General features: G+C 69.8%; 28 protein-coding genes and 1 pseudogene. 14 read left to right on the top strand and 15 right to left on the bottom strand.

What is annotated here, in order from left to right; all coding sequences use genetic code 11:
• Positions 1-70 precede the first annotated feature (70 nt).
• Entirely contained in the window at positions 71-1,825 is a 1,755-nt protein-coding gene (locus ACVDFE_RS10075; protein WP_458430262.1) for an FtsX-like permease family protein, read from the bottom strand.
• Between the two features lie 4 nt (positions 1,826-1,829).
• Between ACVDFE_RS10075 and ACVDFE_RS10080 the strand changes: the two genes are divergently transcribed.
• Entirely contained in the window at positions 1,830-2,261 is a 432-nt protein-coding gene (locus ACVDFE_RS10080) for a hypothetical protein (protein WP_458430263.1), read from the top strand.
• On the opposite strand, the pseudogene ACVDFE_RS10085 reads toward ACVDFE_RS10080, so the two are convergent.
• Positions 2,246-2,933 (bottom strand): annotated as a pseudogene (locus tag ACVDFE_RS10085) (ABC transporter ATP-binding protein). The gene ACVDFE_RS10080 and the pseudogene ACVDFE_RS10085 sit on opposite strands and share 16 nt — an antisense overlap.
• A 109-nt stretch (positions 2,934-3,042) precedes the next feature.
• Between ACVDFE_RS10085 and ACVDFE_RS10090 the strand changes: the two are divergent.
• The 3 genes from ACVDFE_RS10090 (at position 3,043) to ACVDFE_RS10100 (ending at position 5,397) form a co-directional block, all read left to right on the top strand.
• Entirely contained in the window at positions 3,043-4,173 is a 1,131-nt protein-coding gene (locus ACVDFE_RS10090) for a sensor histidine kinase (protein ID WP_458430264.1), read from the top strand.
• On the top strand, positions 4,170-4,799 hold the full coding sequence (locus tag ACVDFE_RS10095; protein ID WP_360396012.1) for a response regulator transcription factor: 630 nt from the start codon (positions 4,170-4,172) through the stop codon (positions 4,797-4,799). Before ACVDFE_RS10090 ends, ACVDFE_RS10095 begins: the two co-directional genes overlap by 4 nt.
• A gap of 391 nt (positions 4,800-5,190) precedes the next feature.
• Positions 5,191-5,397 carry a helix-hairpin-helix domain-containing protein gene (locus ACVDFE_RS10100; RefSeq protein ID WP_360396014.1) on the top strand — a complete coding sequence of 69 codons (207 nt, stop codon included), beginning with the start codon at positions 5,191-5,193 and terminating at the stop codon, positions 5,395-5,397.
• 4 nt (positions 5,398-5,401) lie between these two features.
• Here the strand turns inward: ACVDFE_RS10100 and ACVDFE_RS10105 are convergent, their stop codons facing one another.
• The 6 genes from ACVDFE_RS10105 to ACVDFE_RS10130 form a co-directional block, all read right to left on the bottom strand.
• Positions 5,402-6,265 (bottom strand): aldehyde dehydrogenase family protein, encoded by an 864-nt coding sequence (locus ACVDFE_RS10105; RefSeq protein WP_458430265.1) that lies wholly within the window; start codon positions 6,263-6,265, stop codon positions 5,402-5,404.
• The gene (locus tag ACVDFE_RS10110) at positions 6,258-7,685 is read right to left on the bottom strand and encodes an aldehyde dehydrogenase family protein (RefSeq protein ID WP_360396017.1); all 1,428 of its coding nucleotides are present in this window, start codon (positions 7,683-7,685) and stop codon (positions 6,258-6,260) included. The genes ACVDFE_RS10105 and ACVDFE_RS10110 overlap by 8 nt, the downstream gene beginning before the upstream one ends.
• A 3-nt stretch (positions 7,686-7,688) precedes the next feature.
• A complete protein-coding gene (deoC, locus tag ACVDFE_RS10115) occupies positions 7,689-8,645 on the bottom strand; it encodes a deoxyribose-phosphate aldolase (RefSeq protein ID WP_360396019.1) in 957 nt (318 codons plus the stop codon).
• 101 nt (positions 8,646-8,746) lie between these two features.
• Positions 8,747-9,391, bottom strand: a complete 645-nt coding sequence (locus ACVDFE_RS10120) for a DUF1707 SHOCT-like domain-containing protein (protein WP_360396021.1) — start codon at positions 9,389-9,391, stop codon at positions 8,747-8,749.
• Between the two features lie 19 nt (positions 9,392-9,410).
• Positions 9,411-9,605, bottom strand: a complete 195-nt coding sequence (locus tag ACVDFE_RS10125; RefSeq protein ID WP_360396023.1) for a hypothetical protein — start codon at positions 9,603-9,605, stop codon at positions 9,411-9,413.
• Positions 9,606-9,776: 171 nt separating this feature from the next.
• A complete protein-coding gene (locus ACVDFE_RS10130) occupies positions 9,777-10,769 on the bottom strand; it encodes a Gfo/Idh/MocA family protein (RefSeq protein ID WP_458430266.1) in 993 nt (330 codons plus the stop codon).
• Positions 10,770-10,869: 100 nt separating this feature from the next.
• Here ACVDFE_RS10130 and upp point away from each other — a divergent pair, with 100 nt between their 5' ends.
• Positions 10,870-11,493 (top strand): uracil phosphoribosyltransferase, encoded by a 624-nt coding sequence (upp, locus tag ACVDFE_RS10135; protein WP_360396027.1) that lies wholly within the window; start codon positions 10,870-10,872, stop codon positions 11,491-11,493.
• 95 nt (positions 11,494-11,588) lie between these two features.
• Positions 11,589-12,887 carry a glycoside hydrolase family 18 protein gene (locus ACVDFE_RS10140; protein ID WP_458430267.1) on the top strand — a complete coding sequence of 433 codons (1,299 nt, stop codon included), beginning with the start codon at positions 11,589-11,591 and terminating at the stop codon, positions 12,885-12,887.
• A gap of 101 nt (positions 12,888-12,988) precedes the next feature.
• Here the strand turns inward: ACVDFE_RS10140 and ACVDFE_RS10145 are convergent, their stop codons facing one another.
• Positions 12,989-13,588 carry a TetR/AcrR family transcriptional regulator gene (locus ACVDFE_RS10145; protein ID WP_360396031.1) on the bottom strand — a complete coding sequence of 200 codons (600 nt, stop codon included), beginning with the start codon at positions 13,586-13,588 and terminating at the stop codon, positions 12,989-12,991.
• A 56-nt stretch (positions 13,589-13,644) separates the two neighbouring features.
• Between ACVDFE_RS10145 and ACVDFE_RS10150 the strand changes: the two genes are divergently transcribed.
• The 4 genes from ACVDFE_RS10150 to ACVDFE_RS10165 are packed head-to-tail and all read left to right on the top strand — an operon-like array spanning position 13,645 to position 15,644.
• The gene (locus tag ACVDFE_RS10150) at positions 13,645-13,851 is read left to right on the top strand and encodes a ribbon-helix-helix protein, CopG family (protein ID WP_053737502.1); all 207 of its coding nucleotides are present in this window, start codon (positions 13,645-13,647) and stop codon (positions 13,849-13,851) included.
• A 32-nt stretch (positions 13,852-13,883) separates the two neighbouring features.
• Entirely contained in the window at positions 13,884-14,270 is a 387-nt protein-coding gene (locus tag ACVDFE_RS10155; RefSeq protein WP_360396033.1) for a type II toxin-antitoxin system death-on-curing family toxin, read from the top strand.
• A gap of 34 nt (positions 14,271-14,304) precedes the next feature.
• Complete coding sequence (locus ACVDFE_RS10160; RefSeq protein ID WP_360396035.1) at positions 14,305-14,682, top strand: MerR family transcriptional regulator; 378 nt, start codon at positions 14,305-14,307, stop codon at positions 14,680-14,682.
• 47 nt (positions 14,683-14,729) lie between these two features.
• Positions 14,730-15,644 (top strand): aldo/keto reductase, encoded by a 915-nt coding sequence (locus ACVDFE_RS10165; RefSeq protein WP_458434307.1) that lies wholly within the window; start codon positions 14,730-14,732, stop codon positions 15,642-15,644.
• Positions 15,645-15,714: 70 nt separating this feature from the next.
• Here ACVDFE_RS10165 and ACVDFE_RS10170 read toward each other — a convergent pair whose 3' ends face one another.
• On the bottom strand, positions 15,715-16,164 hold the full coding sequence (locus tag ACVDFE_RS10170; RefSeq protein ID WP_458430268.1) for a flavodoxin family protein: 450 nt from the start codon (positions 16,162-16,164) through the stop codon (positions 15,715-15,717).
• A gap of 206 nt (positions 16,165-16,370) precedes the next feature.
• Here ACVDFE_RS10170 and ACVDFE_RS10175 point away from each other — a divergent pair, with 206 nt between their 5' ends.
• A complete protein-coding gene (locus ACVDFE_RS10175) occupies positions 16,371-17,030 on the top strand; it encodes a pentapeptide repeat-containing protein (protein WP_458430269.1) in 660 nt (219 codons plus the stop codon).
• 1 nt (position 17,031) lies between these two features.
• Here ACVDFE_RS10175 and amcA read toward each other — a convergent pair whose 3' ends face one another.
• Positions 17,032-17,172: a multiple cyclophane-containing RiPP AmcA gene (gene amcA / locus ACVDFE_RS10180; protein WP_458430270.1), complete on the bottom strand. Its 141-nt coding sequence runs from the start codon at positions 17,170-17,172 to the stop codon at positions 17,032-17,034.
• Positions 17,114-18,301, bottom strand: coding sequence for a cyclophane-forming radical SAM peptide maturase AmcB (amcB, locus tag ACVDFE_RS10185; protein ID WP_458430271.1), 1,188 nt, complete (start codon positions 18,299-18,301; stop codon positions 17,114-17,116). Before amcB ends, amcA begins: the two co-directional genes overlap by 59 nt.
• A gap of 150 nt (positions 18,302-18,451) precedes the next feature.
• Between amcB and ACVDFE_RS10190 the strand changes: the two genes are divergently transcribed.
• Positions 18,452-19,549 (top strand): helix-turn-helix transcriptional regulator, encoded by a 1,098-nt coding sequence (locus ACVDFE_RS10190; RefSeq protein WP_360396045.1) that lies wholly within the window; start codon positions 18,452-18,454, stop codon positions 19,547-19,549.
• A gap of 640 nt (positions 19,550-20,189) precedes the next feature.
• Here the strand turns inward: ACVDFE_RS10190 and ACVDFE_RS10195 are convergent.
• Complete coding sequence (locus tag ACVDFE_RS10195) at positions 20,190-20,654, bottom strand: hypothetical protein (RefSeq protein WP_360396047.1); 465 nt, start codon at positions 20,652-20,654, stop codon at positions 20,190-20,192.
• A 20-nt stretch (positions 20,655-20,674) separates the two neighbouring features.
• On the opposite strand from ACVDFE_RS10195, the gene ACVDFE_RS10200 reads away from it, so the two are divergent.
• Complete coding sequence (locus tag ACVDFE_RS10200; protein ID WP_458430272.1) at positions 20,675-21,298, top strand: class I SAM-dependent DNA methyltransferase; 624 nt, start codon at positions 20,675-20,677, stop codon at positions 21,296-21,298.
• Between the two features lie 21 nt (positions 21,299-21,319).
• On the top strand, positions 21,320-21,655 hold the full coding sequence (locus ACVDFE_RS10205) for a hypothetical protein (RefSeq protein WP_360396051.1): 336 nt from the start codon (positions 21,320-21,322) through the stop codon (positions 21,653-21,655).
• Positions 21,656-21,664: 9 nt separating this feature from the next.
• On the opposite strand, the gene ACVDFE_RS10210 is transcribed toward ACVDFE_RS10205, so the two are convergent.
• Complete coding sequence (locus tag ACVDFE_RS10210; protein WP_458430273.1) at positions 21,665-23,275, bottom strand: phospho-sugar mutase; 1,611 nt, start codon at positions 23,273-23,275, stop codon at positions 21,665-21,667.
• Positions 23,272-24,063, bottom strand: a complete 792-nt coding sequence (locus ACVDFE_RS10215) for a purine-nucleoside phosphorylase (protein ID WP_458430274.1) — start codon at positions 24,061-24,063, stop codon at positions 23,272-23,274. The genes ACVDFE_RS10210 and ACVDFE_RS10215 overlap by 4 nt, the downstream gene beginning before the upstream one ends.
• Positions 24,064-24,070 lie beyond the last annotated feature (7 nt).

The raw sequence follows: 24,070 nt of genomic DNA on the forward strand, positions 1-24,070 counted from the left end.
AAGTAGGAAAACGGCCCTCCGCGCACATCGCGCTGAGGGCCAGTTCCCGCCTCGTACTTCCGGCCGAGTGCTACTCCGCCGCGTAATCCCGCGGGCTGATGCCGCGTAGTACCGGGCCGCACGCCAACGCCGCTACCAGCGCGACCACCACTCCGACGGCGACCGGTGCCACCACCCACGGCGTGAGCGGCATTTCCCCGTGACCCACCAGTCCGCGCGCCAGGACGAGCAGTCCGAGACCCACGGCGACTCCCGCCCCGCACGCCGCGATGGTGACGGCGAACACGGGAAGAACCACTTCCCGGCGCAATGCGCGACCCAGCACGCGAATCGGCGTTCCGGCCGCTGTCAACGCGCCGAAGGTGCGCCTGCGGTCGATCACCGAACCGGCCGCCGCCACCGCCGCGCCGATGCCGCCGAGCACCGCCGCGATCGACAGGCCGATGACCGTGGCGCGCCGGAGGTCCTCCATCAGCGTGTCGCCGTAGAGGCCGCGCTGCTCACCGTCGGCAAGCCGCGCGCCGGGCAACGTGCCGACCAGTGCCGTGTGCACGACCTCGCGGTTCTCCGCCGTGGTCGGCACGCCCACCATCGACACCCGGCCCGCCAGCTGGGGCAGCACCTCCGGGTCGATCACCGCGAAGATCCGTCCCGCGCCGGTGAACGCCCGCGTCTCGTACCGCCGCGGCAGCGGCACGGTGACCTCGTCACCCGGCCCGGCGGTGCGGAACCGGTCCCCCCGCAGCTCCTCGGGGGCGTAGACGGCCGGGCCCGGCCGGCAGTCCAGGCCGGTGAGGACCGTCGCGACCTCCGCGCACCTGCCGACGACGACGTAGTGGCCGGAGCGGCCCTCCTCGCCGTCGCTCACGAACCCGTCGAGCATCGGCACGACCGGCGCCGAGGTGGCCGCGCGCAGCGGTCCGAGGTCGCTCGACACCTGCTCGGCGACGATCGCGCCCCCCTGCCACGTCGCGTCGCGGAACGGCACCTGGCTTTCCAGGCCGGGCAGCATCGTCAGCGCCATCGAGCCGGTGAACACCGCGATCACCACGCCTGCCGAGCCGCGGAACGCCGCCACCGGGTCACCGGCGAGCCTGCGCCCGGCGAGCAACGTCGACGGCGTGCGCCACCGGCCCACGAAGAACCGGCCGACCTGCGCCGTGAGCACCGGACCGGCCAGCACCAGCGCCAGCGCCACCGCGCCGAGCCCGAGCAGCACCACGGTGAACTGGCTGTCACCACCGGCCTGCTGCGCGTAGACGATGCCGAGGAAGAACACGCCCAGCGCGACGGCGATCGACACCAGCCGCCACGACCGCACCCGCCGTTGCTCCTCCGCGGCCAGCGGGCGGTTCACCACGCGGCGCAGGCCCATGATCGCGGCCGCGATGACCAGCACCGGTGCCAGCAGGGCCACCGCGGCGACCACCGCGGTCGAGGGCACGAAGTCGCCGGGGTACCAGGTCCCGCCCTCCCACGGGATCTTCGCGGTCAGGTGGCTGAACGGCTGGGCCGCCAGCACGCCGAGCACGCTGCCGACGACGGCACCGACCGCGGTCTCCACGGCCGTCATCACGACGACCTGCCCCGGTGTCGCACCGGCCAGCCGGAGCGCGGCGAGGCGCCGTTCCCGTTTCGCCGCCGTCAGCCGCGCGGCCGAGGCGACCAGCACCAGGCACGGCACCACCAGCACGACCAGGCCGACGCGGGTGAGCAGGTAGAGCATGCCGTGGTGGTCGTCGCGGTAGGAGCCCGCCGCGTTGCGCAGCGCGTCGGTGCTGAACCCGTTCACGCCCGCGCGTCCGACGACGGCGACGAAGCTCACCGGGGTGCTTGAGCGCCTCCGGCCCCAGCACGCCGGCGACCGTGCCGGGGAAGCGGTTGCCGAGTTCCTCGGCCGGGTGCGCGCGCACCAGGTCGGCCAGCGCGGGGGACAGCAGGACCTCGCCGGCCTCCGGGAACCTGCCGAGACCGGCGGCGACCGGCACGTCACCCGGCTCGTTGCGGGAGACCTCGAACCGCTCGACGAGCTGCCCGCGGAACGAGTCGGTGGTGTGGTCGACCGTGATCCGGGTGCCCTGGTTCACCGCGTCCCGCCACGCGGTGCGGTCGGCGCGCGCCTGCAGTCCGTTCGGTGCGGCGACGAGCCACAGCACCAGCGACACCGCGATCATCACGCCGAGCGCGACCAGCACGGTGGCGACCTGGCTGCGGCGGTCCCTGCGCAGCACCGCGAGCGCGATCCTCATGCCGGCACCTGACCGCGGTTCGGAACGGCGATGCGGCCGTCCTGGATGTCGACGACCCGGTGGGCCCGGTCGGCGATCGCCTTGTCGTGCGTGACGATCACGACAGCGGCGTTCGTCTCCCGCGCGGCCTGCAGCAGCGCGGTCATCATCTCCTGCCCGGTGCGGGTGTCGAGGGCACCGGTCGGCTCGTCCGCGAACACCACCCGCGGCCGGTGCGCCAGCGCCCGTGCGATGGCGACCCGCTGCGCCTGGCCGCCGGACAGCTCACCGGGCCGCCGCTGCTCCATGCCCTGCAGGCCCAGCCGCGCGAGCCACAGCCGGGCCGCGCCGAGCGACTCCTCGCGCGAGCGCCCGCCGAGCAGCATCGGCAGCGCGGCGTTCTCCTCGGCCGTGCAGCTCGGCGACGAGCATGCCGGACTGGAACACGAACCCGAACGCCGTGCGCCGCAGCTCGCTGCGCCCCGTCTCGCTCAGCTCCCCGATCGCGCGCCCGTCGAGGAACACGTCACCGCCGTCGGCCCGCAGAATTCCGGACAGCACGTGCAGCAGGGTCGTCTTGCCGGAACCGGACGGGCCGACCACGGCCAGCACGTCACCGGGCGAGATGTCGATGTCCACCCCGGCGAGCGCGTGCACGTCGCCGTAGGTCTTGACGAGGCCACGAGCGGCCAGAACCGAATTCATGGTGCTGACGGTGCCGGGTCCGCGCCGGGGAAACCTCAGCCTTGACGACACACCGGATCAGCCGGATGACCGAGGCCGGAACGGTTCGGTGGTCCTACCGTTGTCTCCCGTGGACAGTCATCGGGGCCAATGGCCGATCGCCGCCGGGCTCGCGCTGCTGATGCTCGCCGAGCTGATCTTCATGTCGGGGCCGACGAGCTCGCAGGCCCTGGTGTGGCTGCTCAGCGTGCCGCCCTGCATCGCGGCGGTGGCGTCGTTCAAGTCCCGCGCCTTCACCATCCCGGTGACCGTGGCGTCGATCTTCGTGGCGTCGTTCGTGGTCCGGCTGTTCGACGTGAACCTGCCGACGGTCCTCAGCCCGCTCACCGTGGCCGAGACCGCCGCCTGCCTGGTGCTCACCGCCGTGGTCGTGCGCGAGGAACCCCGCCGCTCCGCCACCTGGTCGGTCGGCTCGCTGATGGCCGTGAGCGTGTTCGCCGCGATCATCCGCGACAACTGGCTCGCGTCCTACAACTACAACGAGGTCCTCGGCTCCCTCGTCCTCGGCTTCCTCGCCGTCGGCACCGGCCTGTACTTCCGCGCCCGCGACTCCGAGAGCGGCCGCCTGATCGCCGCCGCCGTCACCGACGCGCAGAAGGAGGAGCGCATCGTCCTGGCCCGCGAGCTGCACGACGTCGTCGCCCACCACGTCACCGGCATGCTCATCCAGGCCCAGGCGGCGCTGGAGGTCTCCGACGACGACCCGCGCGCCGCCCACCGCCTGCTGCCCGGCATCGTCCGCAGCGGCACGGAGGCCCTCGGCGCGATGCGCCGCCTGGTCGGCACCCTGCGCCAGGGCGAGAACGACGTGGCCACCACCGACCTCGCCGCCGACGTGATCGCCACCGTCGAACGCACCCGCGAGCTCGGCTTCACCACCCGCCTGCGCATGGACCTGCCCGAGGTCGTGCCCCCGGAGCTGGGCCGCTCGGTGCTGCGCCTGGTCCAGGAGTCCCTGACGAACGTGCACAAGCACGCCGAGTCCCCGACCGCGGTCGACGTCGACATCTCCCGCACCCCCGCGGGAGCACTGCGCGTGGTGGTCGCCGACGACGGCCGCCCCGGCGAGCTGAACCAGGGTGGGTACGGTCTGGTGGGCATGCGTGAACGCGTCGACCTGCTCGGCGGCCTGTTCTCCGCCGGCCCGCGCGAGAACGGCTGGCAGGTGCTCGCGGAACTGCCACTGGAAGGAACCAAGTGATCTCGGTCCTCATCGCCGACGACCAGGAGATGGTCCGCGTCGGGTTTCGGATGATCCTGGAGAAGCAGCCCGACATCACCGTCGTCGCCGACGTGCCCGACGGCGTGACCGCGGTGACCGCCGCCAGGGAACTCCAGCCGGACGTGGCGCTGCTGGACATCCGCATGCCCGGTCTCGACGGGCTGGAGGTCACCAAGAAGCTGTCCGTGACCTCGACCAAGGTCGTCGTGGTGACGACCTTCGACCTGGACGAGTACGTGCACACGGCTCTGGAGAACGGCGCTTCGGGATTTTTGACCAAGGACGCCGGGCCCGCGCTGCTGGTGGAGGCCGTGCGGGCGGCAGCCGCCGGGAACGCGCTGATCTCGCCGCAGGTGACCGTGCGGATGCTGGAGCACTTCGCGCGGCCCGCGTCGCGGCCGGACCTCGGGCTGCTCACGGCTCGGGAGCAGGACGTGGTGCGGGAGGTCGCCCGCGGGCTGTCGAACCAGGAGATCGCCGGGGCGTTGTACCTGTCGTTGTCGACGGTGAAGACGCACCTGGCGTCGGTGCAGACGAAGTTGAACGTGAAGAACCGGGTGGGGATCGCTTCGTGGGCCTGGCGGGCGGGGCTGGTGAACTCCTGAGCCGTCGCGGCTGTTCCTGGGGCTCGTCGGCTGTTCCTGGGGCTCCGCCCCAGACCCCGACACTCCCAAAGAAGCCGCCGGCGCCGTTCGTGGGTTGATGGCACGCCTGTTGCTTTGTGCGGCTGCCGGTTGCGTTGTTGGTTGCGTTGCGGTGGGCGTCTGCCCCGCCTAGCGCACCAGAGCGCGCCAGACCTGGGCAGGGATGTCAACCGGGCGAAGAGCGTGCCCGGTTGACATCCCTCCCCAGGCCCGGCAGGACGATCGGAGCGCTAGACGGGGAAGCCACCCACCGCGGAACCGCCCGAGGAAGAGCTCTGGACGCCTCGCCTTCGGCTCGGTCACGAACGCGAGCCTTCGGTTCGACAGGCGTCCACAACGCCAGAATGTGGCCATGACCGAACAGCCTGAGACCGAGTTCCCGCGTGCCATCGGCAAAGTCGCCACCCGTGAGCTGGCCGCCCACGGCTACACCACGTTCGACTCCCTCACCGAGGTCTCCGCGAAGACCCTGCTGAGCATCCACGGCGTCGGCCCGAAGGCGGTCCGCATCCTCGGCGAGGAGCTGGCGGCGCAGGGCAAGACCTACGCCGCCGGCTGAGGTCTCACACCCCCATCGGGTGCCAGACCGTCTTCGTCTCCAGGTACGCCCGCAACCGGGACAGGTCCGGCTCGCGGGTGAAGTCCTCGTCGGGCCGGACGCGCAGGACCCGCTTCACCGTTCCCGCGGCCGACCGTTCCAGGTCCGCGCGCAGCGACTCGGGGGCGCCGGTCAGGTCGAGGGCGTTGACGTCCGCGTGCGAGGCGAGCCACGGGGCGATCTCCGCCGTGTGGCCGGTGATGATGTTGACGACGCCGCCGGGCAGGTCGCTGGTGGCCATCACCTCGGACAGCGTGATCGCCGGGAGCGGGCGGTCCTGCGAGGTGATGACGACGCAGGTGTTGCCGGAGGCGATCACCGGGGCGATGACCGAGACCAGGCCCAGCAGGGACGACTGCTGGGGGGCCAGTACGGCCACCACGCCGGTCGGTTCCGGGGTGCTGAACGAGAAGTACGGGCCGGCGACCGGGTTCGAGGAGCCCAGGACCGCGGCGATCTTGTCCGTCCAGCCCGCGTACCAGACCCAGCGGTCGATGGCGGTGTCCACGAGGGACTGGGCCTTCTTCACCGCGACGCCCTCGGAGACGGCGACCTCGGTGGTGAACTGCTCGCGGCGGCCCTCCAGGACCTCGGCCACCCGGTACAGGACCTGGCCGCGGTTGTAGGCCGTGGCGCCGGACCAGGGGCCGAACGCCTTGCGGGCCGCGGTCACGGCGTCGCGGGCGTCCTTGCGGGAGCCGTGGGCGGCGTTGGCGAGGAAGGCGCCCTTGGTGTCGGTCACCGGGTAGGAGCGGCCCGACTCGGAACGCGGGAAGGCGCCGCCGATGTAGAGCTTGTAGGTCTTCGCGACCGAGATGCGATCAGACATCGAGGTAGGCCTCCAGACCGGTGCGGCCGCCCTCGCGGCCGAAGCCCGACTCCTGGTAGCCGCCGAACGGGGCGGTGGGGTCGAAGCGGTTGAACGTGTTGGACCACACCACGCCGGCGCGCATCTTCGACGCCATCCAGAGGATGCGCGAGCCCTTCTCGGTCCACACGCCGGCCGACAGGCCGTACGGGGTGTTGTTGGCCTTGGCCACGGCCTCTTCCGGGGTGCGGAAGGTCAGGACCGACAGCACCGGGCCGAAGATCTCCTCACGGGCGATGCGCATCGCCTGCGAGACGTTGGAGAACACCGTCGGGGCGAAGTAGAAGCCCTTGTCCGGCAACGGGCACGAGGAGGTCCAGCGGACCGCGCCCTCGGCCTCGCCCGACTCGGTCAGCTCCTGGATCTTGGTGAGCTGCTCGCGGGAGTTGATGGCGCCGACGTCGGTGTTCTTGTCGAGCGGGTCGCCGACGCGCAGCGTGGACACGCGGGCGTGCAGCTTCTCCAACAGCTCGTCGGCGACGGACTCCTGCACGAGCAGGCGGGAACCGGCGCAGCAGACGTGGCCCTGGTTGAAGAAGATGCCGTTGACGATGCCCTCGACGGCCTGGTCGAGCGGGGCGTCGTCGAACACGATGTTCGCCGCCTTGCCGCCGAGCTCCAGGGTGAGCTTCTTCGCCGTGCCGGCCAGGTTGCCCTGGATGATCTTGCCGACCTCGGTCGAGCCGGTGAAGGCGACCTTGTTCACGTCCGGGTGCTCGACGAGGGTCGCGCCCACGTCACCGGCACCGGGGAGGATGTTGACGACGCCCGGCGGCAGCTCGCACTGCTGGATGATCTCGGCGAGCACCAGCGCGGTCAGCGGGGTGGTCTCGGCGGGCTTCAGCACCACGGTGTTGCCGCAGGCCAGGGCCGGGGCGATCTTCCACGCGGCCATCAGCAGCGGGAAGTTCCACGGGATGACCTGACCGGCCACGCCCAGCGGGCGCGGGTCGGGGCCGTAGCCCGCGTACGAGAGCTTGTCCGCCCAGCCCGCGTGGTAGAAGAAGTGCGCGGCGGCCGTGGGGACGTCGACGTCGCGCGACTCCCTGATCGGCTTGCCGTTGTCCAGCGACTCCAGCACCGCGAGCTCACGGCCGCGTTCCTGGATCTGGCGCGCGATCCGGTAGATGTACTTGGCGCGCTCGGCACCGGGCATCTTCGACCACACGCGGTCGTAGGCGCGGCGTGCGGCCGTCACCGCGGTGTCCACATCGGACTTCGACGCGGTGGAGACCTCGGCCAGCACCTCCTCGGTGCCGGGGTTGATGCTCTTGAGCGGTTCGCCGGAGCCCTCGACGAACTCGCCGTCGACGAACATCCGGTAGTTCGGCTTGAGGTTCGCGATGGCCCGCGACTCGGGCGCGGGGGCGTATTCCCACATGTGTCAGTCCACCGTCACGTAGTCCGGGCCGCTGTAGTGGCCGTCCAACTGGGTCCGCCGCTGCATGAGCAGGTCGTTCAGCAACGTCGACGCGCCGAACCGGAAGAGGTGCGGGTCGAGCCACTCGGGCCCGGCCACCTCGTTCACGGCCACCAGGTACTTGATCGCGTCCTTGGTCGTGCGGATGCCACCGGCGGGCTTGACCCCGCGCAGCTCGCCGGTCTGGGTCTTCCAGTCCCGCACCGCCTGCAGCATCACGTGCGTGACCGGCAGCGTCGCCGCGGGCTGCACCTTGCCGGTCGAGGTCTTGATGAAGTCGCCGCCGGCGAGCAACGCGAGCCACGAGGCGCGGCGGACGTTGTCGTAGGTCACCAGCTCACCGGTCTCCAGGATGACCTTGAGGTGCGCGTCCCCGCAGGCCTCCTTGACCTTGACGATCTCCTCGAACACCAGCCCGTAGCGGCCGGAGAGGAACGCGCCGCGGTCGATCACCATGTCGACCTCGGCGGCGCCCTGCTCGACGGCGAACCGGGTGTCGGCGAGCTTGACGTCGATCGTGCTGCGGCCGCTCGGGAACGCCGTCGCGACGCTGGCGACGCCGATCCCGCTGCCCTGCAGGCCGTCGACGGCCGTCTTCACCATGTCCGGGTACACGCAGACAGCGGCGACCTGCGGCACGTCCGGCCGCTCCGGGTCGGGCCTGCGGGCCTTCGCGGCGAGCGAGCGGACCTTGCCGGGGGTGTCGGCGCCTTCGAGCGTGGTCAGGTCCACCATGCTGATCGCCAGGTCGATGGCGTGCAGCTTGCTGGCCTTCTTGATGCTCCGCGTGCCGAGGCCCGCGGCTCGTTGCTCGACGCCGACCTGGTCGACGCCGGGAAGGCCGTGCAGGAAGCGCCGCAGCGACGATTCGTCGCGCACGGCGTCCGCCAGGGCCGACGGCAGTGTCGTAGGAGCAGCCATGGTCCGGAGTCTAGGCGGAATGGGACGCCCGTCCTAAGTGAGCGGGTTCGCGCAGGTCAGCGCCGTTTGCGGCAGCCTCGGGCCCGCTGTCGGGGCCGATGTCAGTCCAGGAGCTCGCGCAAGATCTTGGACTTCTTCTTCTTGGGCCCCTTGACCTCGACCCCGCCCATGATCGCGAGCCCGGTGACCCGCACGGTCGGCGCGCCGGGGATGTACCGGCGGCTCGGCGCCTTGTCCTCGAACCCGCCCAGGAGCCCGAACCCGTCGACCTTCACGTTGATGTCGTCGGGCACGCGCACCTCGACCCCGCCCCAGAACGCGAAGACGCTGATCGTGACCTCCTGCTCGGCGAACCGCGCGTGGGTCAGGTCGAGCTCGACGCCACCCATGACGGCCACGGCGTTGTGCAGCCGCGGCACCACCCAGTCGCCCTTGCGGTTGACGCCGGACCAGAACGCCACCGACACGGCACTGCCGGGCTCACCGCCGACGCGGTGGTCGACAGCGGAGTGGTGCTGCGGTCCCACCGCGGGCTGCGGCAGCCCGTTGAGCACCAGGTCGGCGGTGATGGGAGCGAGCTCACCGTAGGTCTTGGCGGCGTAGACGGCGGTCAGCCGCTCGTCCAGCTCGTGGATGTCGAGGCGCCCCTCAGCGGTCGCCTCGTGCAGCACCTGCGCGATCCGTTCCCGGTCCGCGTCCGAGGCGCGCAGGTGACTCTGGTCAGCCGGTACCAGCTCGTCGCTCACCCGATCGAGTCTAGAACCCTCACTTGCGGTTCGGTGCGTACTTGACCGTGATCGCGAAAGCCGCGACCAGGAGCAGCGCGAGACCGCACGCGAGGGCCGGCTCGTGCAGCCACAGCCGCGGCAACGCGCCGATGAGCACCCCGAGGGTGACCGACACGACCAGGATGAGCAGCGGCGACTCACACCGCTGCCGGACGGGCTTCTGCTCGATCATCACCGTTCACACCTCCGCGTCTTGTCTGGACTCCAAGAACTTCGGAGGTGCGGAGCGGGTTCTTGACTCCCGGAACGGGTGGGGCAGGACCCTGATCAGGTGGTCCGCCGGTCGCTCTCCTCGACGGGGCGGGCGAGGCGGGCGGGCGGACGAGGTGGGCGGGGCGGGAGCTCAGGCGCTCGGCCGGCGCACCGGCAGACCGGCGGCCCGGTAGACCGCGTCGATCACCGCCATGTTCCGCACCGCGTCGTCCGCCGTCGTCGGGAACGGCTTGCCGTGCAGGACCGCGTCGGTGAACGCGTCGAGCTGGTGGGCGTAGGTGGAGCGGCGGCCGAACGTCTCCACCGAGCGCCTGTCCTTGAGCCGCAACGACAAGCGGTGGGCGAGCTGCGGGCCGAGCGGGTTGAGCACGGTCAGCACGCCGTCCTCGCCGACGGCCCTCATCGACAGCTTGAGGACGGTGGCCGACCACAGCGAGGCGTGCACGGAACCCGTGTGGCCGGAGGGGAAGCGCAGGGTCGCGCGCATCGCCCGGTCGATCGCCGGGGCGCGCAGCAGGGCGTGGGCGGAGCGGACCGCGGGCTCCTCGCCGCCGAGCAGGCGGGCCATGTGCACTGCGTAGCAGCCGGCGTCCATCATCGCGCCGCCCGCGAGCGCGTAGTCGTAGCGGATGTCGGAGAACACCGGCAGCGGGAAGCAGACGGAGGCCTCGACGTGGCGCAGCGGGCCCAGTGCACCGGACCGCACGATCTCGGCCGCGCGCTGGGCCAGCGGGTGGTAGCGGTAGTGGAAGGCCTCCATCACCACCAGGCCGGAGGCCTCGGCGGCGGCCGCGACGGTGGCGGCTTCGGCGGCGTTGGCCGTGAAGGGCTTCTCGCACAGCACGTGCTTGCCGGCTTCGAGCGCGGCCAGGGTCCAGCGGCCGTGCAGGCCGTTGGGCAGCGGGTTGTAGACGGCGTCCACGGCCGGGTCGGCGAGCAGGGCCTCGTAGGAACCGTGCACGCGGGCGATGCCGTGCCGGTCGGCGAACGCCTGCGCGCGGTCGGTGGAACGGGCCGCCACGGCGACCACCTCGGCGGCGGTCGAGGAGCGGGCGGGGCGGATGACAGCGGTCGGCGCGATCCTGGCCGCGCCCAGCACTCCGATGCGCACGTGGTCCGTCACGCGGCTGACCCTACACCCGCCGAGTTAACGGTGTTCACGACGGCGGCCTGGTCCACTCTGGACACCTTGCCGGGTTCGCCCAGCGGTTACGGTGTCGGGCATGGACGTCCTCGTCGTCGATCACCCGCTCGCCAAGGCGAGACTCACCACCATGCGCGACGCGCGCACGGACAACGCGGCGTTCCGCGCGGCGTTGCACGAACTGACCGTCATGCTGGTCTACGAAGCGATGCGGGAGGCGCCGCTGAAGGAGGACCGCACGCACACGCCGGTCGCGCGGACCACCGGCTTCAGGCTCGCGAACCCGCCGCTGCTCGTGCCGGTCCTGCGGGCCGGGCTGGGCATGGCCGACCAGGCGCACAAGCTGATCCCCGACGCGCAGATGGGGTTCGTGGGGCTCGCGCGCGACGAGGAGACGTTGCAGCCGACGCCGTACATGGAGTCGCTGCCGGAGGACCTCGCCGGGCGGCCGGTGCTCGTGCTCGACCCGATGCTCGCGACCGGTGGCTCGATGGCCTACACGATCCGGCTGCTGACCCAGCGCGGCGCGACGGACGTGACGGCGGTGTGCGTGCTCGCGGCTCCCGAGGGCATCAACCACCTGGAGGACTCGAACCTGCCGGTGCGCCTCGTCACGGCGTCGGTGGACGAGCGGCTGAACGACTCCGGCTTCATCGTGCCCGGCCTGGGCGACGCCGGTGACCGTCTGTACGGGGCGGTTTAGGACATACCTCCGATCGGACGTAGCAATGGTCTAGACCTCAGGCCTATCGTGCTGTGGACCGCATCGCCGCTGCCGCGATCTGACTGAGGAGTCACATGTCCAGACGGAGATGGGGTGTCGCCGCACTCGCGGTCGGCGCCCTGTCCGCGTCGCTGGCTTCCGCGCCCGCGAACGCCGACGTCGAGACCAACGGGCACCACGGGTACTCGAAGACCCGCACGGTCGGGTACTTCATCCAGTGGGGCGTGTACGACCGGAACTTCCGGGTCAAGAACCTCGTGGACAGCGGGGCCGCGGCCCGGCTCACGCACCTGAACTACGCGTTCGGGTTCCTCGACGAGTCGGGCAAGTGCGTCAGCGCCGACCCGTGGGCGGACTGGCAGATGCCCCACACCGCCGAGCAGTCGGTGAGCGGCAAGGCCGACGAGGCCGGTCAGGTGCTCATGGGCAACCTGAACCAGCTCAAGCAGCTCAAGGCCAAGTACCCCGGGTTGAGGGTGAACATCTCCCTGGGCGGCTGGACGGGGTCGCGGTACTTCTCCAACGCCGCGCTGACCCCCGAGTCGCGCGCCGCGCACGTCAAGTCGTGCACCGACATGTGGATCAAGGGCAACCTGCCGGGGCTGCCGGCGGGCGCCGCGAAGGGCGTCTTCGACGGCGTCGACCTCGACTGGGAGTGGCCGGCGAGCGAGGGCAACCCGACGCCGCCGAACGTCGTGCGCCCCGAGGACAAGCAGAACTTCACCAAGCTGCTCGCCGAGTACCGCAAGCAGATGGGCTGGAACCGCGACCTCACCGCGTTCCTGCCGGCCGACCCCAGGCAGGTCGACCGGGGCTTCGAGGTCGCGAAGGTGTTCTGCTACCTCACCTTCGGCACCTTGCAGGGTTACGACTACCACGGTGCGTGGGACGCGGCGGCGAACCAGCAGTCCGCGCTGCGCGTGCCCAAGGGCGACCCGTCGGAGTTCGAGTTCAGCTCCGAGGTGACGGTGAACGCGTGGCTCTCGCGCGGTGCCCCGCGCTCCAAGGCCGTGCTCGGCGTGCCGTTCTACGGCCGCGGCTGGGACGGCGTCGCACCCGGCACCCGCAACGGCCTGTTCGGCACCGGTGTGCCCGCGCCCGCCAAGTACGAGAACGGCTACGAGGACTTCCACCGCATCAAGGCGAAGCTCTCCGAACCCGGCAACACCTACAAGGTCTACCGCGACGAGCGCGCGGGCTTCGCGTGGATCTACGACGGCAAGACGTGGTGGACCTACGACGACGCGACCGAGATGAAGCGCAAGGCCCGCTTCATCAACGACCGCCGCCTCGGCGGCGCGATGATCTGGTCGCTCGACGGTGACACCGCGAACGGCGAGCTGATCAAGGCGCTGGACGGCGCCCTCAGGTAGACGCCGCACCACAGGCGAACTGTCCCGTTGGGACAGTTCAGCGGGTCCGGGGAGGTTTCGCGGCGGCCGCCTCCCCGGATTCCGTCATTTCCGCGACGGGATCACTTCCGCGACGGGGTCTCCGCCAGCCAGCCGCGGCCGTGCGCGCGCAACGCCAGCTCGTACGTGGCGGCGGCGTCCACTCCGCGCGGCAGGTTCCCGTTGAGCTCCAGGCTCACCAGCCCGTGCGCGATGCCCCACATCGACATCGCGATCTGCTCGGGGTCCTCGTCCCGGTAGACGCCCAGCTCGATCGCCCGCCGCACCGCGTTGCGCACCGGCGCGAACGTCCGGCCGGCCGCGCGGCTCATCTCCTTCGTCGGCTCGACGACCTTGGAGTACAGCACCGAGTAGAACCGCGGGTCCGCGAGCGCGCCGCGCCGGTAGGCGAGACCGATCTGCAGCAGGTCCTCCGCCGGGTCGTCGGTGGTCGGCACCGCGGCCAGGTTCGCCCCGAACCGGCTGAACGCCTCGTCGTGGAGCGCTTCCAGCAACGCCGGCTTCCCGCCGAAGAGGGAATAGACGGCGGTGGTGGAGGTGTTGACGTCGGTGGCGATCCTGCGCAGGCTCACCGCGTCGGGTCCCCTGGTGCTGAGCAGCTCGCCCGCCCGCTCGAGCAGACGCCGGCGCAGTGCGTCGTCGTGGGTCTTGGGCCTGGGCATCACGCAATCCTAATGGCCCCTGGCCTGAGTGGTATCACATTGGTACCGTGCCGGGAATGGCGATGACCTTGCGGTTGACCGAGGAGGAGAACCTGCGGCTCGCGGAGCTCGCGGCGGCCGAGGGGCGCTCCAAGCAGGAGGTCGTGCGGTTGGCGATCGCGGATCGTTACCAGCGCATGCAGCAGGAGGAGAAGCTGGGCGAGGTCCTCGGGAGGGTGCTGCCCAAGTACCGAGGTCTTTTGGATAGGCTCGGATCTTCCTGAAACTGTCGGACGTCTGTGATCAACTGGGTGCTGTGATCTCCTACCTCGACGCCGGGGACCTCTTGGTGCTGGCCACGGCTGTGACCGGTGGTGACCTCGTCGTGAGGGACATCGGGCTGCTGGACACGGCGGCGTACCGCCCCCGAGCGACCGTGCTCGGCGTGGAGGCGTACGACACGCTGTGGCTGAAGTCGTCCGCACTCCTCGACTCGATCGTCCGCACCCGCCCTCTCGTCGAGGGCAACTGGCGGCTCGGCTGGGTCGCCGCCGTCACGATGTGCGACATCAACGGCTACTGGATCGACGCCGACGAGGACGACGCGCTCGACCTCGTCCGCGCCCTCGGCCGGGACAAGATCGACGTGGCCGAGATGGCGGGTCACCTCCAGGCGTGGGGGCTGCCCAAGGATTCCGCTTGACCTAGAGTGCACTCCAGGTCTTAGCGTCGATTTCGTGAGTTACTCGATAGCCCAGGCCGCGCAGCGCAGCGGGTTGTCCATCGACACCCTGCGCTACTACGAACGAATCGGGCTCGTCGACCCGCCCGCCCGCGACTCGGGTGGCCGCCGCGTCTACTCGGAGGAAGACCTCGGCTGGCTGGCCTTCGTGACCCGCCTGCGCACCACCGGCATGCCGATCCGCATGATGCGCGAGTTCGCGCAGCTCAGGCACCGCGGCGAGCACACGGCGGGCCGCCGCAAGCAGATCCTCGTGGAACACCGCACCGACGTCCGCGCCCGCATCGCGGAGCTGCAGTCGTGCCTCGAGGTGCTGGACTACAAGATCGACCACTACGCCGTGGTCGAGAGCGATTTGGAGGCGACGGCGTGACCCGTCAGCTCGGTTCACTGGAGGTCGGGCCGCAGGGGCTCGGCTGCATGGGGATGTCGGAGTTCTACGGTGCCGGCGACGACACCGAGTCGATCGCGGTCATCCACCGGGCCCTGGAGCTCGGCGTGACGCTGATCGACACGGCCGACATGTACGGCCCGCACACCAACGAGCAGCTGGTCGGCCGCGCGATCGCCGACCGCAGGGACTCGGTGGTGCTGGCCACGAAGTTCGGCATCGTCCGCGACGGCGACCGCCGCGGCGTGCGGGGCGACCGCGCCTACGTGCGGCAGGCGGTCGAGGGGTCGCTGAAGCGGCTCGGGGTCGACGTGATCGACCTCTACTACCTGCACCGCGTGCCCGCGGACACGCCCATCGAGGAGACCGTCGGGGCGATGAGCGAGCTGGTGGCCGAGGGCAAGGTCCGCCACCTGGGCCTGTCCGAGGCCGGCGCCGAGACGCTGCGCCGCGCCCACGCCGTCCACCCGATCACGGCGCTGCAGAGCGAGTGGTCGCTGTGGTCGCGCGACATCGAGGCGGAGATCGTGCCCACCGCACGCGAGCTCGGCATCGGCCTGGTGCCGTACTCGCCGCTCGGCCGCGGCGTGCTGACCGGCCGGTTCGCCTCCTCCGCCGACTTCGTCGAGGGCGACTTCCGCGCCGCGAACCCGCGGTTCTCCGGCGCGAACCTCGACGCGAACCTGAAGATGGTCGCCGACCTGCGCGCCCTGGCCGACGAACGCGGCGTCACCGCGGGCCAGCTCGCGCTGGCGTGGGTGCAGCACCGCGGGTCCGACGTCGTGCCGATCCCCGGCACCAAGCGGCTGAAGTACCTGGAGGAGAACGTCGCGGCGGCCGCCCTGGAGCTGTCCGAGGCCGACCTGGCCGCGATCGAGGCCGCAGTTCCGGCGTCCGCGGTGGCCGGCGACCGGTACCCGGACATGAGCTCGATCGGCCGTTAGAACACCTGTTCGAATCCATCCCCAGGGTTGTCCACAGGGTGGGGACAAGTGGCTGTGGACAACTCTGGGGTCATGTGGACAACTGAGCCGCGACGGTGGCCCCGGCTTCCCAGCACGCCTCCAGGTCGGCCTTGCCCGGCTCGCCCGTGACGACCACGTGCTGGGCCGCCTTCACCCAGTCCAGGCCGGTCGTGGCGGTCTCCACGCTCCTGACCGCACCGGTCGTGTCGTTGTTGCCGTGCACATAAAGCCCGAACGGGCGACCGCGCGTGGAGTCCAGGCACGGGTAGTAAACGGTGTCGAAGAAGTGCTTCAGCGCACCGCTCATGTAGCCCAGGTTCGCGGGCGTGCCCAGCAGGTAGGCGTCCGCTTCCAGGACATCCACAGCGGTTGTGGACAACGCGGCCTTCCGCACCACTTCGACGCCCTCGATCTCGGGGGTGGTGGCGCCGGAGACGACCGCCTCGAACATCGCCTGCAGGGCGGGCGAGGGCGTGTGGTGGACGATCAGCAGCCTCATGACCCCAGTTATAGCCAGTGCCGTGGTCAAGCGGTGCATGGGCGAGGTCACCGCCGCGCTGCGCGGCCTTGCCCGAGTGAGCCCGTGCCCGAAAATCTGTTCCGCTGATCTATGGATTCGGAATGTGCAGCTTGGTCGTCTGCGCAACATTCTTCGCAACGGAGTGCATTTGTGTCCAACTTCGTTGAGTGCGCTACCGTGTCCGTATGGAGTTCCTGAAAGTCGCGGGCAAGACGATTCAGCGGCCGTCGATCGAGGAAGAAGACCTCGTCGGTGAAGTAGCCGCGTTCCGCGGTGACTTCGAACTTGAGGCAGTCAGCGTCCGGCAAGGTGACCAGTCGGGCGTAACCGGTGAGGGGTCTGTTGCTGGTGCGCTCGTCTCCGACATGGACCTGTCGGAATCGCATCTGGCTCCGCTCGTGCTTTCCGACGTCAGGTTCGAAGAGGTGAACCTGGCGAACGCCGTCCTCGCCGATGTGACCGCGCGGAGGGTGGACTTCCTCCGCTGTCAGGGGATCGGGCTTCGACTTTCGCTGAGGCAGGCTTCGGACATCTATGCGGAGGACTGCCGGTTCGACTACGCGACCATCAAGATCGATCAGGTCAAGAACGCCGTCGTCTTCCGTCGATGCTCATTCCGTGAAGCGGTTTTCGTGGGAGACCTCTCCAACGTGGTTTTCGATGAATGTGAGATGCCTCAGGTTGAATTCGAGGCCACCCGCGCGAGTGGCTGTGACCTCACGACCTCCCGGCTTGGCGACATCAGCGGTCTGTTGACCCTGCGGGGTGCGAAGATCGAAGCTGTTCAGGCCGGTTTCCTCGGTGCTCAGTTCGCCAAGGAAGCCGGCCTGACGGTTGCGGGCTGACCTACTTCTTGTCCCAGTTGTCCCACGTGGGCCGATTGTCGAATCCGCCGCCTCCGGTCACGTTGTCCCACGTGGGGTCGTTGTCAAAAGCGCTGATCCGCGTAGGTAGCTGACCGGTCCTGGTCAGCAGGTTCAGGAGCATCGTTCGACACTCCAGAATCCTGGCCTCCAGCAGCTGTTGATCGGTCAAGGCGTAATACTCCCTCCAGTAGTGAAATCTTGCTGTTCCGGCAGTAGTTGGTCGTGGTTCCATCCATGCGTCCATGCTCGAAGTAGCGGTTGGCGGGATGTCCGCCTCCGCAGAAGTCGAAGTACGGGCATGTGAGCCGGCAAGCCTTGACTCCCCGTGAGAACTCAGATACCCAGGAGTCTTCGGACGTCGATTGTTCGATGATCTCGGTCAGGGTGTTCTGCAGTACGTTTCCGCTGGAGAAGGTGCCCCGGTTCGACTCGAATCCCGCGAGTTCAGGCGAGATCAGGGTTACCGATCCGTCGTGGCCAACAGTCGGCAGAGGATCGAACAGCGTCTCATTGCGGTGCGTGGCGCTGTCACGCCTGAGCACCGCACCTGCATAGCTGAGAGCCCGCTCAAGCTCTCGGACGCGGACAGCGGGATTCTCGCGCCAACTCGCCGTGAGCGTCGTCCAGAAGTCAGTTACGACGTCTTGGCGATGAGCGTTGGTGGAGACGTTGACGCCTTCCTGCTCTTCGATGTTGACGCCCAGGTGCGTGATCCCGCACTCGACGGCGAAGGCGTAGAGCCTGCGAGCGCGCACGGGCGTTGGATCGGACACCACCGCGATGGCGTGAACCTCGTGACCATGAGCGCGCAGAAGTTCTACACCGCGCAACGCCTTCGCCTGCGTGGGCATCCGCCGCCGATCCACGCGGCTCGCGTTGTCGGCGGGCGCGCCATCGATGCTGACGCCCACGTGCACGTCCCGCTCCGCGAAGAACTCGCACCAGGCGTCGTCGATCAGCGTCGCGTTCGTCTGGACCACGTGTTTCACGTCGACATCCGCGAACGCGTCCATCAGCCGGCCGAGATGGGCTCGGCCGGTGGCCAGCGGCTCTCCGCCGTGCCAGCACACCTCGACCGTTCCGTATGCCGCCCACGGACGCACTGACGCGGCTACGGCCCGTGCCACGGCGAGCTTCATGGTGTTCCGCTCGTGCCGGAACGGCAGGTAGCAATAGGTGCAGTCGAGATTGCACAGCGTCTCCGGCTGCATGATGACCGAGGTCGGGCGAAGGAAGAGCTGCTGGTCCACGATTCCCCCTCGTTCGTGACGTGGTCCGAGCGCCGACCGGCTCATGAACCTCTCCGGTAGATCCGGTTGCCTCTGTTCCTACCGGGGTCAAACGATGTTTATGCTGATCAACGCGTTTACAAGAGTTGACAACGCGGACCGGGAGCGGGCGTGTCGGAGCTGAGTGACGCCCTCAGGGCAGCGCGCGAGGCGGCCGGGCTCAGCCTGTCCCGGATGTCTCAGCTCACCCACTACAGCAAGCCGTACCTGAGCCTGATCGAGAACGGCAAGCGCCGGCCGCTCCCGGACGTCGTCACCGCGTACGAACAGGCTCTTGGCGTTCCGCTGGGCAGCGATCCGATGCGCCGCGCGCACGAGTGGCTTGTCTCGGATTCCCCGATCGCCGTGCAGAGCCGTTCCGGCCGCAGGGTCGGCGGCTCCCTCGCGGACGCCGTAGAAGCTCGTGTGGTCGAGCTGCGGCACCTGGACGACGTGGTTGGAAGTACGGACCTGTTGCCCGCTGTGCGGCAAGAGCTGTCCGAGACGGAGTCGTTGGTGCGTGACGGTTCCTACTCCGAAGTCACGGGACGACGGCTGTTGACCGCGACGGGTGAGCTCGCCCAGCTCGGCGGGTGGGTCGCGTCGGACGCGGGCAGGTACGCGGAGGCTCAGCGGCTTTACCTCGGTGGAGTGTCCGCGGCTTCGGAGGCGGGCAACGATTCCCTTGCCGCGCAACTTTTTTCCTCGCTGAGCTACCAGATCGCGAACGTGGCCGACCCGCATGACGCGCTGTTGCTGGCGCGGTCCGCGGTGAAGGGTGCCCGCGATGCCACGCCCGTGGTTCGGACGCTGCTGTTGGAGCGGGTGGCGTGGGCGAGCGCCAAGACGAAAGACCACGAGGGAACCCGCCGCGTGCTCGATGCCGTGGACGACGCGTACGAGCAGAGGTCACCCGGCGTCGAAGAGCCTGAGTGGGTCTATTGGCTCAACAGAGCCGAAATCGATGTGATGGCCGGGCGTTGCATGATCGAGCTGGGCAATCCCGGCAAAGCTGAACCGCTGCTGTCAGCCGCCGTCGCCGCTTACCCGGAAGAGCACTCGCGGGAAGTCGCGCTCTACCTCTCGTGGCTCGCGGAGTCATACGCGCGGGTTGGTGCTCTGGACGCTGCGAGGGACACGCTGAGCCGAGCGCGGGAGTTCGCTTCGCGGATGCCGTCCGCGCGCACCGACGACCGGTTCAACCTCCTGGACAGCTTGCTCAGGGCATGAGTTGTGCGGCGCGCCGGAGACGACGGCCTTGAACATCGCCTGCATGTTCGACGATGGCGTGTGGTGGATGGTCAACAGACGCGGTATGTGTTCACGCTGACGGGTGAATCGTAGATCCGCAACTGTGGTGAGCACTGACATCGGGCAGCTCGATCAATAGAGTCACCCGTGCGAAGAGTGCCAGGATCAACTGGAGCGACGCGAGCCTTCTCGGACTTACCACCCGACGTGAGCAGAGGGCAGCGTTGTCCTCACACGCTCTTGGTGATTGACGAACTGCGTACGGCATCACAACGACCCGCTGTGCTCACTGGTGGGCTTCTTCGTTGTGGAGTCGTCATGTCGGTGTGGTGGGCTGCGGCAGGTGTGACGGCGGTACCAGCCGTCTCTCGGCTTGTCAGGCATTGGATCGAGCTGCGCTTTCTCCGTTGGGTTTACGAGCGCGGAGGCGCGAAGGACCTCAAGGTCGCCGCCGAGGCACTGCGGACGACTCGATCCCAGTCTCTTGCCAGGAAGCTCCTGCGACGCCGTGACCAGGGCGAACAGTGAATCCTGTTCCGTCGCGCCGGCACCGCTCATGTAGCCCAGGTTCGCGGGGAGGGCGTGTGGTGGACGATCAGCAGCCTCATGGCGGTCAAAGCTATAGCCAGTCGCCGTCGGGGTCGGTCGGCTCCGCGGTGTCCACGCCGATGGCCTGGAGCTGTTCGGTCGTCACGACCGTTCCGTCGTCCGGCTTGGCCAGTGCGAGGATCTCCACCGTGAGGTCGACGAGCCGTTCCTGCGTCCGCTCGTGCAGGGTGGCCAGCTCGACGCACCTGTCCATGACGTCCGTGCCTTCGAACCGCTTGACCAGCAGGCCGCCCTCCAGCACGCCGGAGAGCGGGTGGCGGTTGCCGCGGTAGGAGTACGCCACGCTGCGGAAGAAGAACTTCAGCAGCTGGTCGTCGTTCAGGTCGAAGCCGAAGAGCTGCTTCAGGCCGCGCAGCAGTTGCCGGTGGTAGGTCTTCATGCGGGCGTACAGCGACTCGGGGTCCACCTCGTGGTGCTCCGGCACCGGATACGCCTCGAGGTAGGCCAGGGCCAGGTCACGCCGGGTGTACTCCATGCGCGGCAAGATAGATGACCATGACCCGTGCCAGCTACGACATTGTTGCGGCCAGCTACGCCCGGCTCCTCCCCGACGCCCACGACGGCCGCCCGTTCGACGCCGCGATCACGCGCGCCTTCGCCGAGCTGGCTGCGGGACGGGTCGGTGACCTCGGCTGCGGCACCGGCCGCATCACCCAGCACCTGCACGAGCTGGGCCTGGACGTGTTCGGCGTCGACCTCTCCGACGGCATGCTCGCCCAGGCCAGGCAGCACCACCCGCACCTCGACTTCCGGCAGGGCGACATCACGGCGCTCGACCTGGCGGACGAGAGCCTCGGCGGCGCGGTCGTCTGGTACTCCACGGTGCACATGCCGGCGCAGGACGTGCCGTGGCGGGAGTTCCACCGCGTGCTCAAGCCCGGCGGATACCTGTTGCACGCGTTCAAAGCGGGTGACGAGAAACGGCACCTCGACCACGCGTACGGCCACGATGTGGATTTGGACGTCTACTGGCACGACGTCGACGAGACCGTGCGCAACGCCACCGCGGCCGGGTTCAACGAAGTGGCCAGGCTCGTGCGTCAGAAGGGTGTGGACGAGGCAGGACCGCAGGCGTTCCTGGTGTTGCAACGCAACCCCGCGGCCGGGAAGACGTCCTAGAAGGTGTACACAGGAGGGACCATGAAGACCACCGCCCTATTGACCACGAGTCCTCGACAGCGTCGCATCACCTGGGGTTTCGGCCTCGCGATCGGCATCGGGATGATCGGGATCGGGCCCCTCTTCGCGTCGCTGTGGCCGGGGTTCGACCACAGCCCGTGGGACGTCAACACGATGTTGCTCGGACTCGGCGTGGGGCTCTGCTCGGTTGCCTACATCTTCGGCCGGATCGCGGTCGCGGCCGTGACGGAGGGACGCCGCACCGCGGTCGCCCCGCCGACCAGGAGGGCCTACTGGGTGGCCGGCGGGGGTTTCGCCCTCGCGGTGCTGTGCCTGCTGATCGCTCTCGCCGGCTGACGCCGGGAGCTAGCTGACCAGCGCTGTCACCCGTTCCCGCAGCTCAGCCAACCGCGTCCGCGCCGCCGCACGGGCGGACTCCAGTCCGTCCGTGACCGGCTCGACGACCTCCAGGTACGCCTTGAGCTTCGGTTCGGTGCCGGACGGCCGCACGATCACCCGCACGCCGGGGGCCGTCCACCGCAGCACGTCCGCGCCGGGCAGCAGGTCCTCGGACGTGAAGTCCGCCGGCGGTTCGGCGCGCAGCCGGGCCATCGTCGCGCCGATCAGCGACAGGTCGGTGTAGCGCAACGACACCTGGTCGGTCAGGTGCAGGCCGTGGTCCAGCGCGAGCTGGTCCAGCGCGTCGAGCAACGTCCGCCCGGCCGCCTTCAGGCCCGCCGCCAGGTCCGCGGCGACGACCGCGGCCGAGATGCCGTCCTTGTCCGCCACGAACTCCGGGTCGACGCAGTTGCCCAGCGCCTCCTCGTAGGCGAACACCAGGCCGTCACCGGCACGCGCGAGCCACTTGAAGCCCGTCAACGTCTCCGCGTACCGCGCGCCGTGCGCCTCGGCGATCGACTTCAGCAGCGACGACGACACGATCGTCGTGGCCACCAACGGGTCCGCACTCTCCACAGTGGACAGCACGAGCGAGCCGAGCAGCACGCCCGTCTCGTCGCCGCGCAGCATCCGCCACGCCGACCCGTCCCGCACGCCCAGCGCACAGCGGTCGGCGTCCGGGTCCAGCGCGATGGCGAGGTCGGCGTCCACCGAGTCCGCGAGCGCGAGCAGCTCGTCCGCGGCACCGGGTTCCTCGGGGTTCGGGAACACCACCGTCGGGAAGTCCGGGTCCGGCACGGCCTGCGACCGCACCACGTGCACGTCGGTGAAACCCGCGCGCCGCAACGCTTCCACGGCGAACTGGCCGCCGACGCCGTGCATCGGCGTCAACGCGATCTTCAACGTCCGCGCGGTGCCGCTGGGCAGCGACGCGACCCGGTCCAGGTAGGCGTCGACGTCCGCGTCCGGCACGACCGAGTACGTCGAGGCGCGCGGCACCGACACCGCGGCGGGCACGGCCTCGATCGCCCGCTCGATCTCCGCGTCCGACGGCGGCACGATCTGCGATCCGCCGGCCAGGTACAGCTTGTAGCCGTTGTCCGCGGGCGGGTTGTGCGACGCGGTGATCTGGATGCCCGCCACCGCACCGTGCGCTCGCACCAGGAAGGCGAGCACCGGCGTCGGCAGCGGGCCGGGCAGCACCCGCACGTCGAAGCCCGCGGCCGCCATGACCTCGGCGGCGGCGACGGCGAACTCCTCGGACCCGTGGCGCGCGTCCCTGCCGACGAAGACGAGCCCCGCAGCGCCGGACGCCTTCAGCCAGGCGGCCAGACCGGCCGTCGTGCGGACCACGGTGGCGACGTTCATGCCGTTCGTGCCCGCCCGCACCGGACCGCGCAGCCCGGCCGTGCCGAACGTCAACGGTCCCGCCATGCGGTCGGCGAGGTCCTCGCGCGCCGCGGCGTCACCGCCCATCGCCCGCGCCAGCACCCCCTGCAGCTCCTCACGGGTGGCCGCGGAGGGGTCGTCGGCGATCCACCGGAACGTCGCGTCGCGCAGTGCCGGCGTCAGGCTCATGCGCGGTCCACCAGCTCGCGCAGCAGCGTGCCCATGCGCTCGGCCGCGGCGGCACCGGCGTCCAGCACCTCCTGGTGGTTCAGCGGCTCACCGGTGATGCCCGCGGCGAGGTTCGTGACCAGCGACAACCCGAACACCTCGACGCCCTCTGCCCGCGCGGCGATCGCCTCGTGCACGGTCGACATGCCCACCAGGTCGGCACCCAGGGTGCGCAGCATGCGGATCTCGGCCGGCGTCTCGAAGTGCGGACCGGGCAGCCCCGCGTACACGCCCTCCTCCAGCGACGGGTCGATCTCCTGCGCGACCTCGCGCAGCCGCGGCGAGTACAGGTCCGTGAGGTCCACGAACCGCGCGCCGACCAGCGGCGACAGCGCGGTCAGGTTGAGGTGGTCGGAGATCAGCACCGGCTGCCCGACGGACATGCCCTGGCGCAGGCCACCGGCGGCGTTGGTCAGCACGACCGTCCGCACGCCCGCGGCCGCGACGGTGCGCACGCCGTGGACGACCTTTTGCACGCCCTTGCCCTCGTAGCCGTGGGTGCGGCCGAGGACTACGAGGACCTTCTTGCCGCCCACCTCGACGGACCGGATGGTGCCGCCGTGGCCGAGCGCGGTCGGCGCCTCGAACCCGGTCAGCTCCCCGACGGGGATCTCCGCGACCGGCTCGCCGATCACGTCGGCGGCGGGTCGCCAGCCGGATCCGAGCACGATCGCGATGTCGTGCTTCGCCACGCCGGTGCGGTCCTGGATCTCTTCCGCGGCCTTGCCGGCCAGCTCTTCTGGAGTCACCGCGAGA

This window comes from Lentzea chajnantorensis (assembly GCF_054300775.1).

Bases quoted from the DNA above. Each gene is read 5' to 3' on its own strand.
- ACVDFE_RS10110 (WP_360396017.1), bottom strand. From the start codon at position 7,685: ATGTGGGAATACGCCCCCGCGCCCGAGTCGCGGGCCATCGCGAACCTC.
- ACVDFE_RS10205 (WP_360396051.1), top strand. From the start codon at position 21,320: ATGAAGACCACCGCCCTATTGACCACGAGTCCTCGACAGCGTCGCATC.
- ACVDFE_RS10150 (WP_053737502.1), top strand. From the start codon at position 13,645: ATGGCGATGACCTTGCGGTTGACCGAGGAGGAGAACCTGCGGCTCGCG.
- ACVDFE_RS10165 (WP_458434307.1), top strand. From the start codon at position 14,730: ATGGGGATGTCGGAGTTCTACGGTGCCGGCGACGACACCGAGTCGATC.
- ACVDFE_RS10200 (WP_458430272.1), top strand. From the start codon at position 20,675: ATGACCCGTGCCAGCTACGACATTGTTGCGGCCAGCTACGCCCGGCTC.
- ACVDFE_RS10125 (WP_360396023.1), bottom strand. From the start codon at position 9,605: ATGATCGAGCAGAAGCCCGTCCGGCAGCGGTGTGAGTCGCCGCTGCTC.
- deoC (WP_360396019.1), bottom strand. From the start codon at position 8,645: ATGGCTGCTCCTACGACACTGCCGTCGGCCCTGGCGGACGCCGTGCGC.
- amcA (WP_458430270.1), bottom strand. From the start codon at position 17,172: ATGCTCCTGAACCTGCTGACCAGGACCGGTCAGCTACCTACGCGGATC.
- ACVDFE_RS10210 (WP_458430273.1), bottom strand. From the start codon at position 23,275: ATGAGCCTGACGCCGGCACTGCGCGACGCGACGTTCCGGTGGATCGCC.
- upp (WP_360396027.1), top strand. From the start codon at position 10,870: ATGGACGTCCTCGTCGTCGATCACCCGCTCGCCAAGGCGAGACTCACC.
- ACVDFE_RS10100 (WP_360396014.1), top strand. From the start codon at position 5,191: ATGACCGAACAGCCTGAGACCGAGTTCCCGCGTGCCATCGGCAAAGTC.
- ACVDFE_RS10170 (WP_458430268.1), bottom strand. From the start codon at position 16,164: ATGAGGCTGCTGATCGTCCACCACACGCCCTCGCCCGCCCTGCAGGCG.
- ACVDFE_RS10195 (WP_360396047.1), bottom strand. From the start codon at position 20,654: ATGGAGTACACCCGGCGTGACCTGGCCCTGGCCTACCTCGAGGCGTAT.
- ACVDFE_RS10105 (WP_458430265.1), bottom strand. From the start codon at position 6,265: ATGTCTGATCGCATCTCGGTCGCGAAGACCTACAAGCTCTACATCGGC.
- ACVDFE_RS10145 (WP_360396031.1), bottom strand. From the start codon at position 13,588: ATGCCCAGGCCCAAGACCCACGACGACGCACTGCGCCGGCGTCTGCTC.
- ACVDFE_RS10175 (WP_458430269.1), top strand. From the start codon at position 16,371: ATGGAGTTCCTGAAAGTCGCGGGCAAGACGATTCAGCGGCCGTCGATC.
- ACVDFE_RS10140 (WP_458430267.1), top strand. From the start codon at position 11,589: ATGTCCAGACGGAGATGGGGTGTCGCCGCACTCGCGGTCGGCGCCCTG.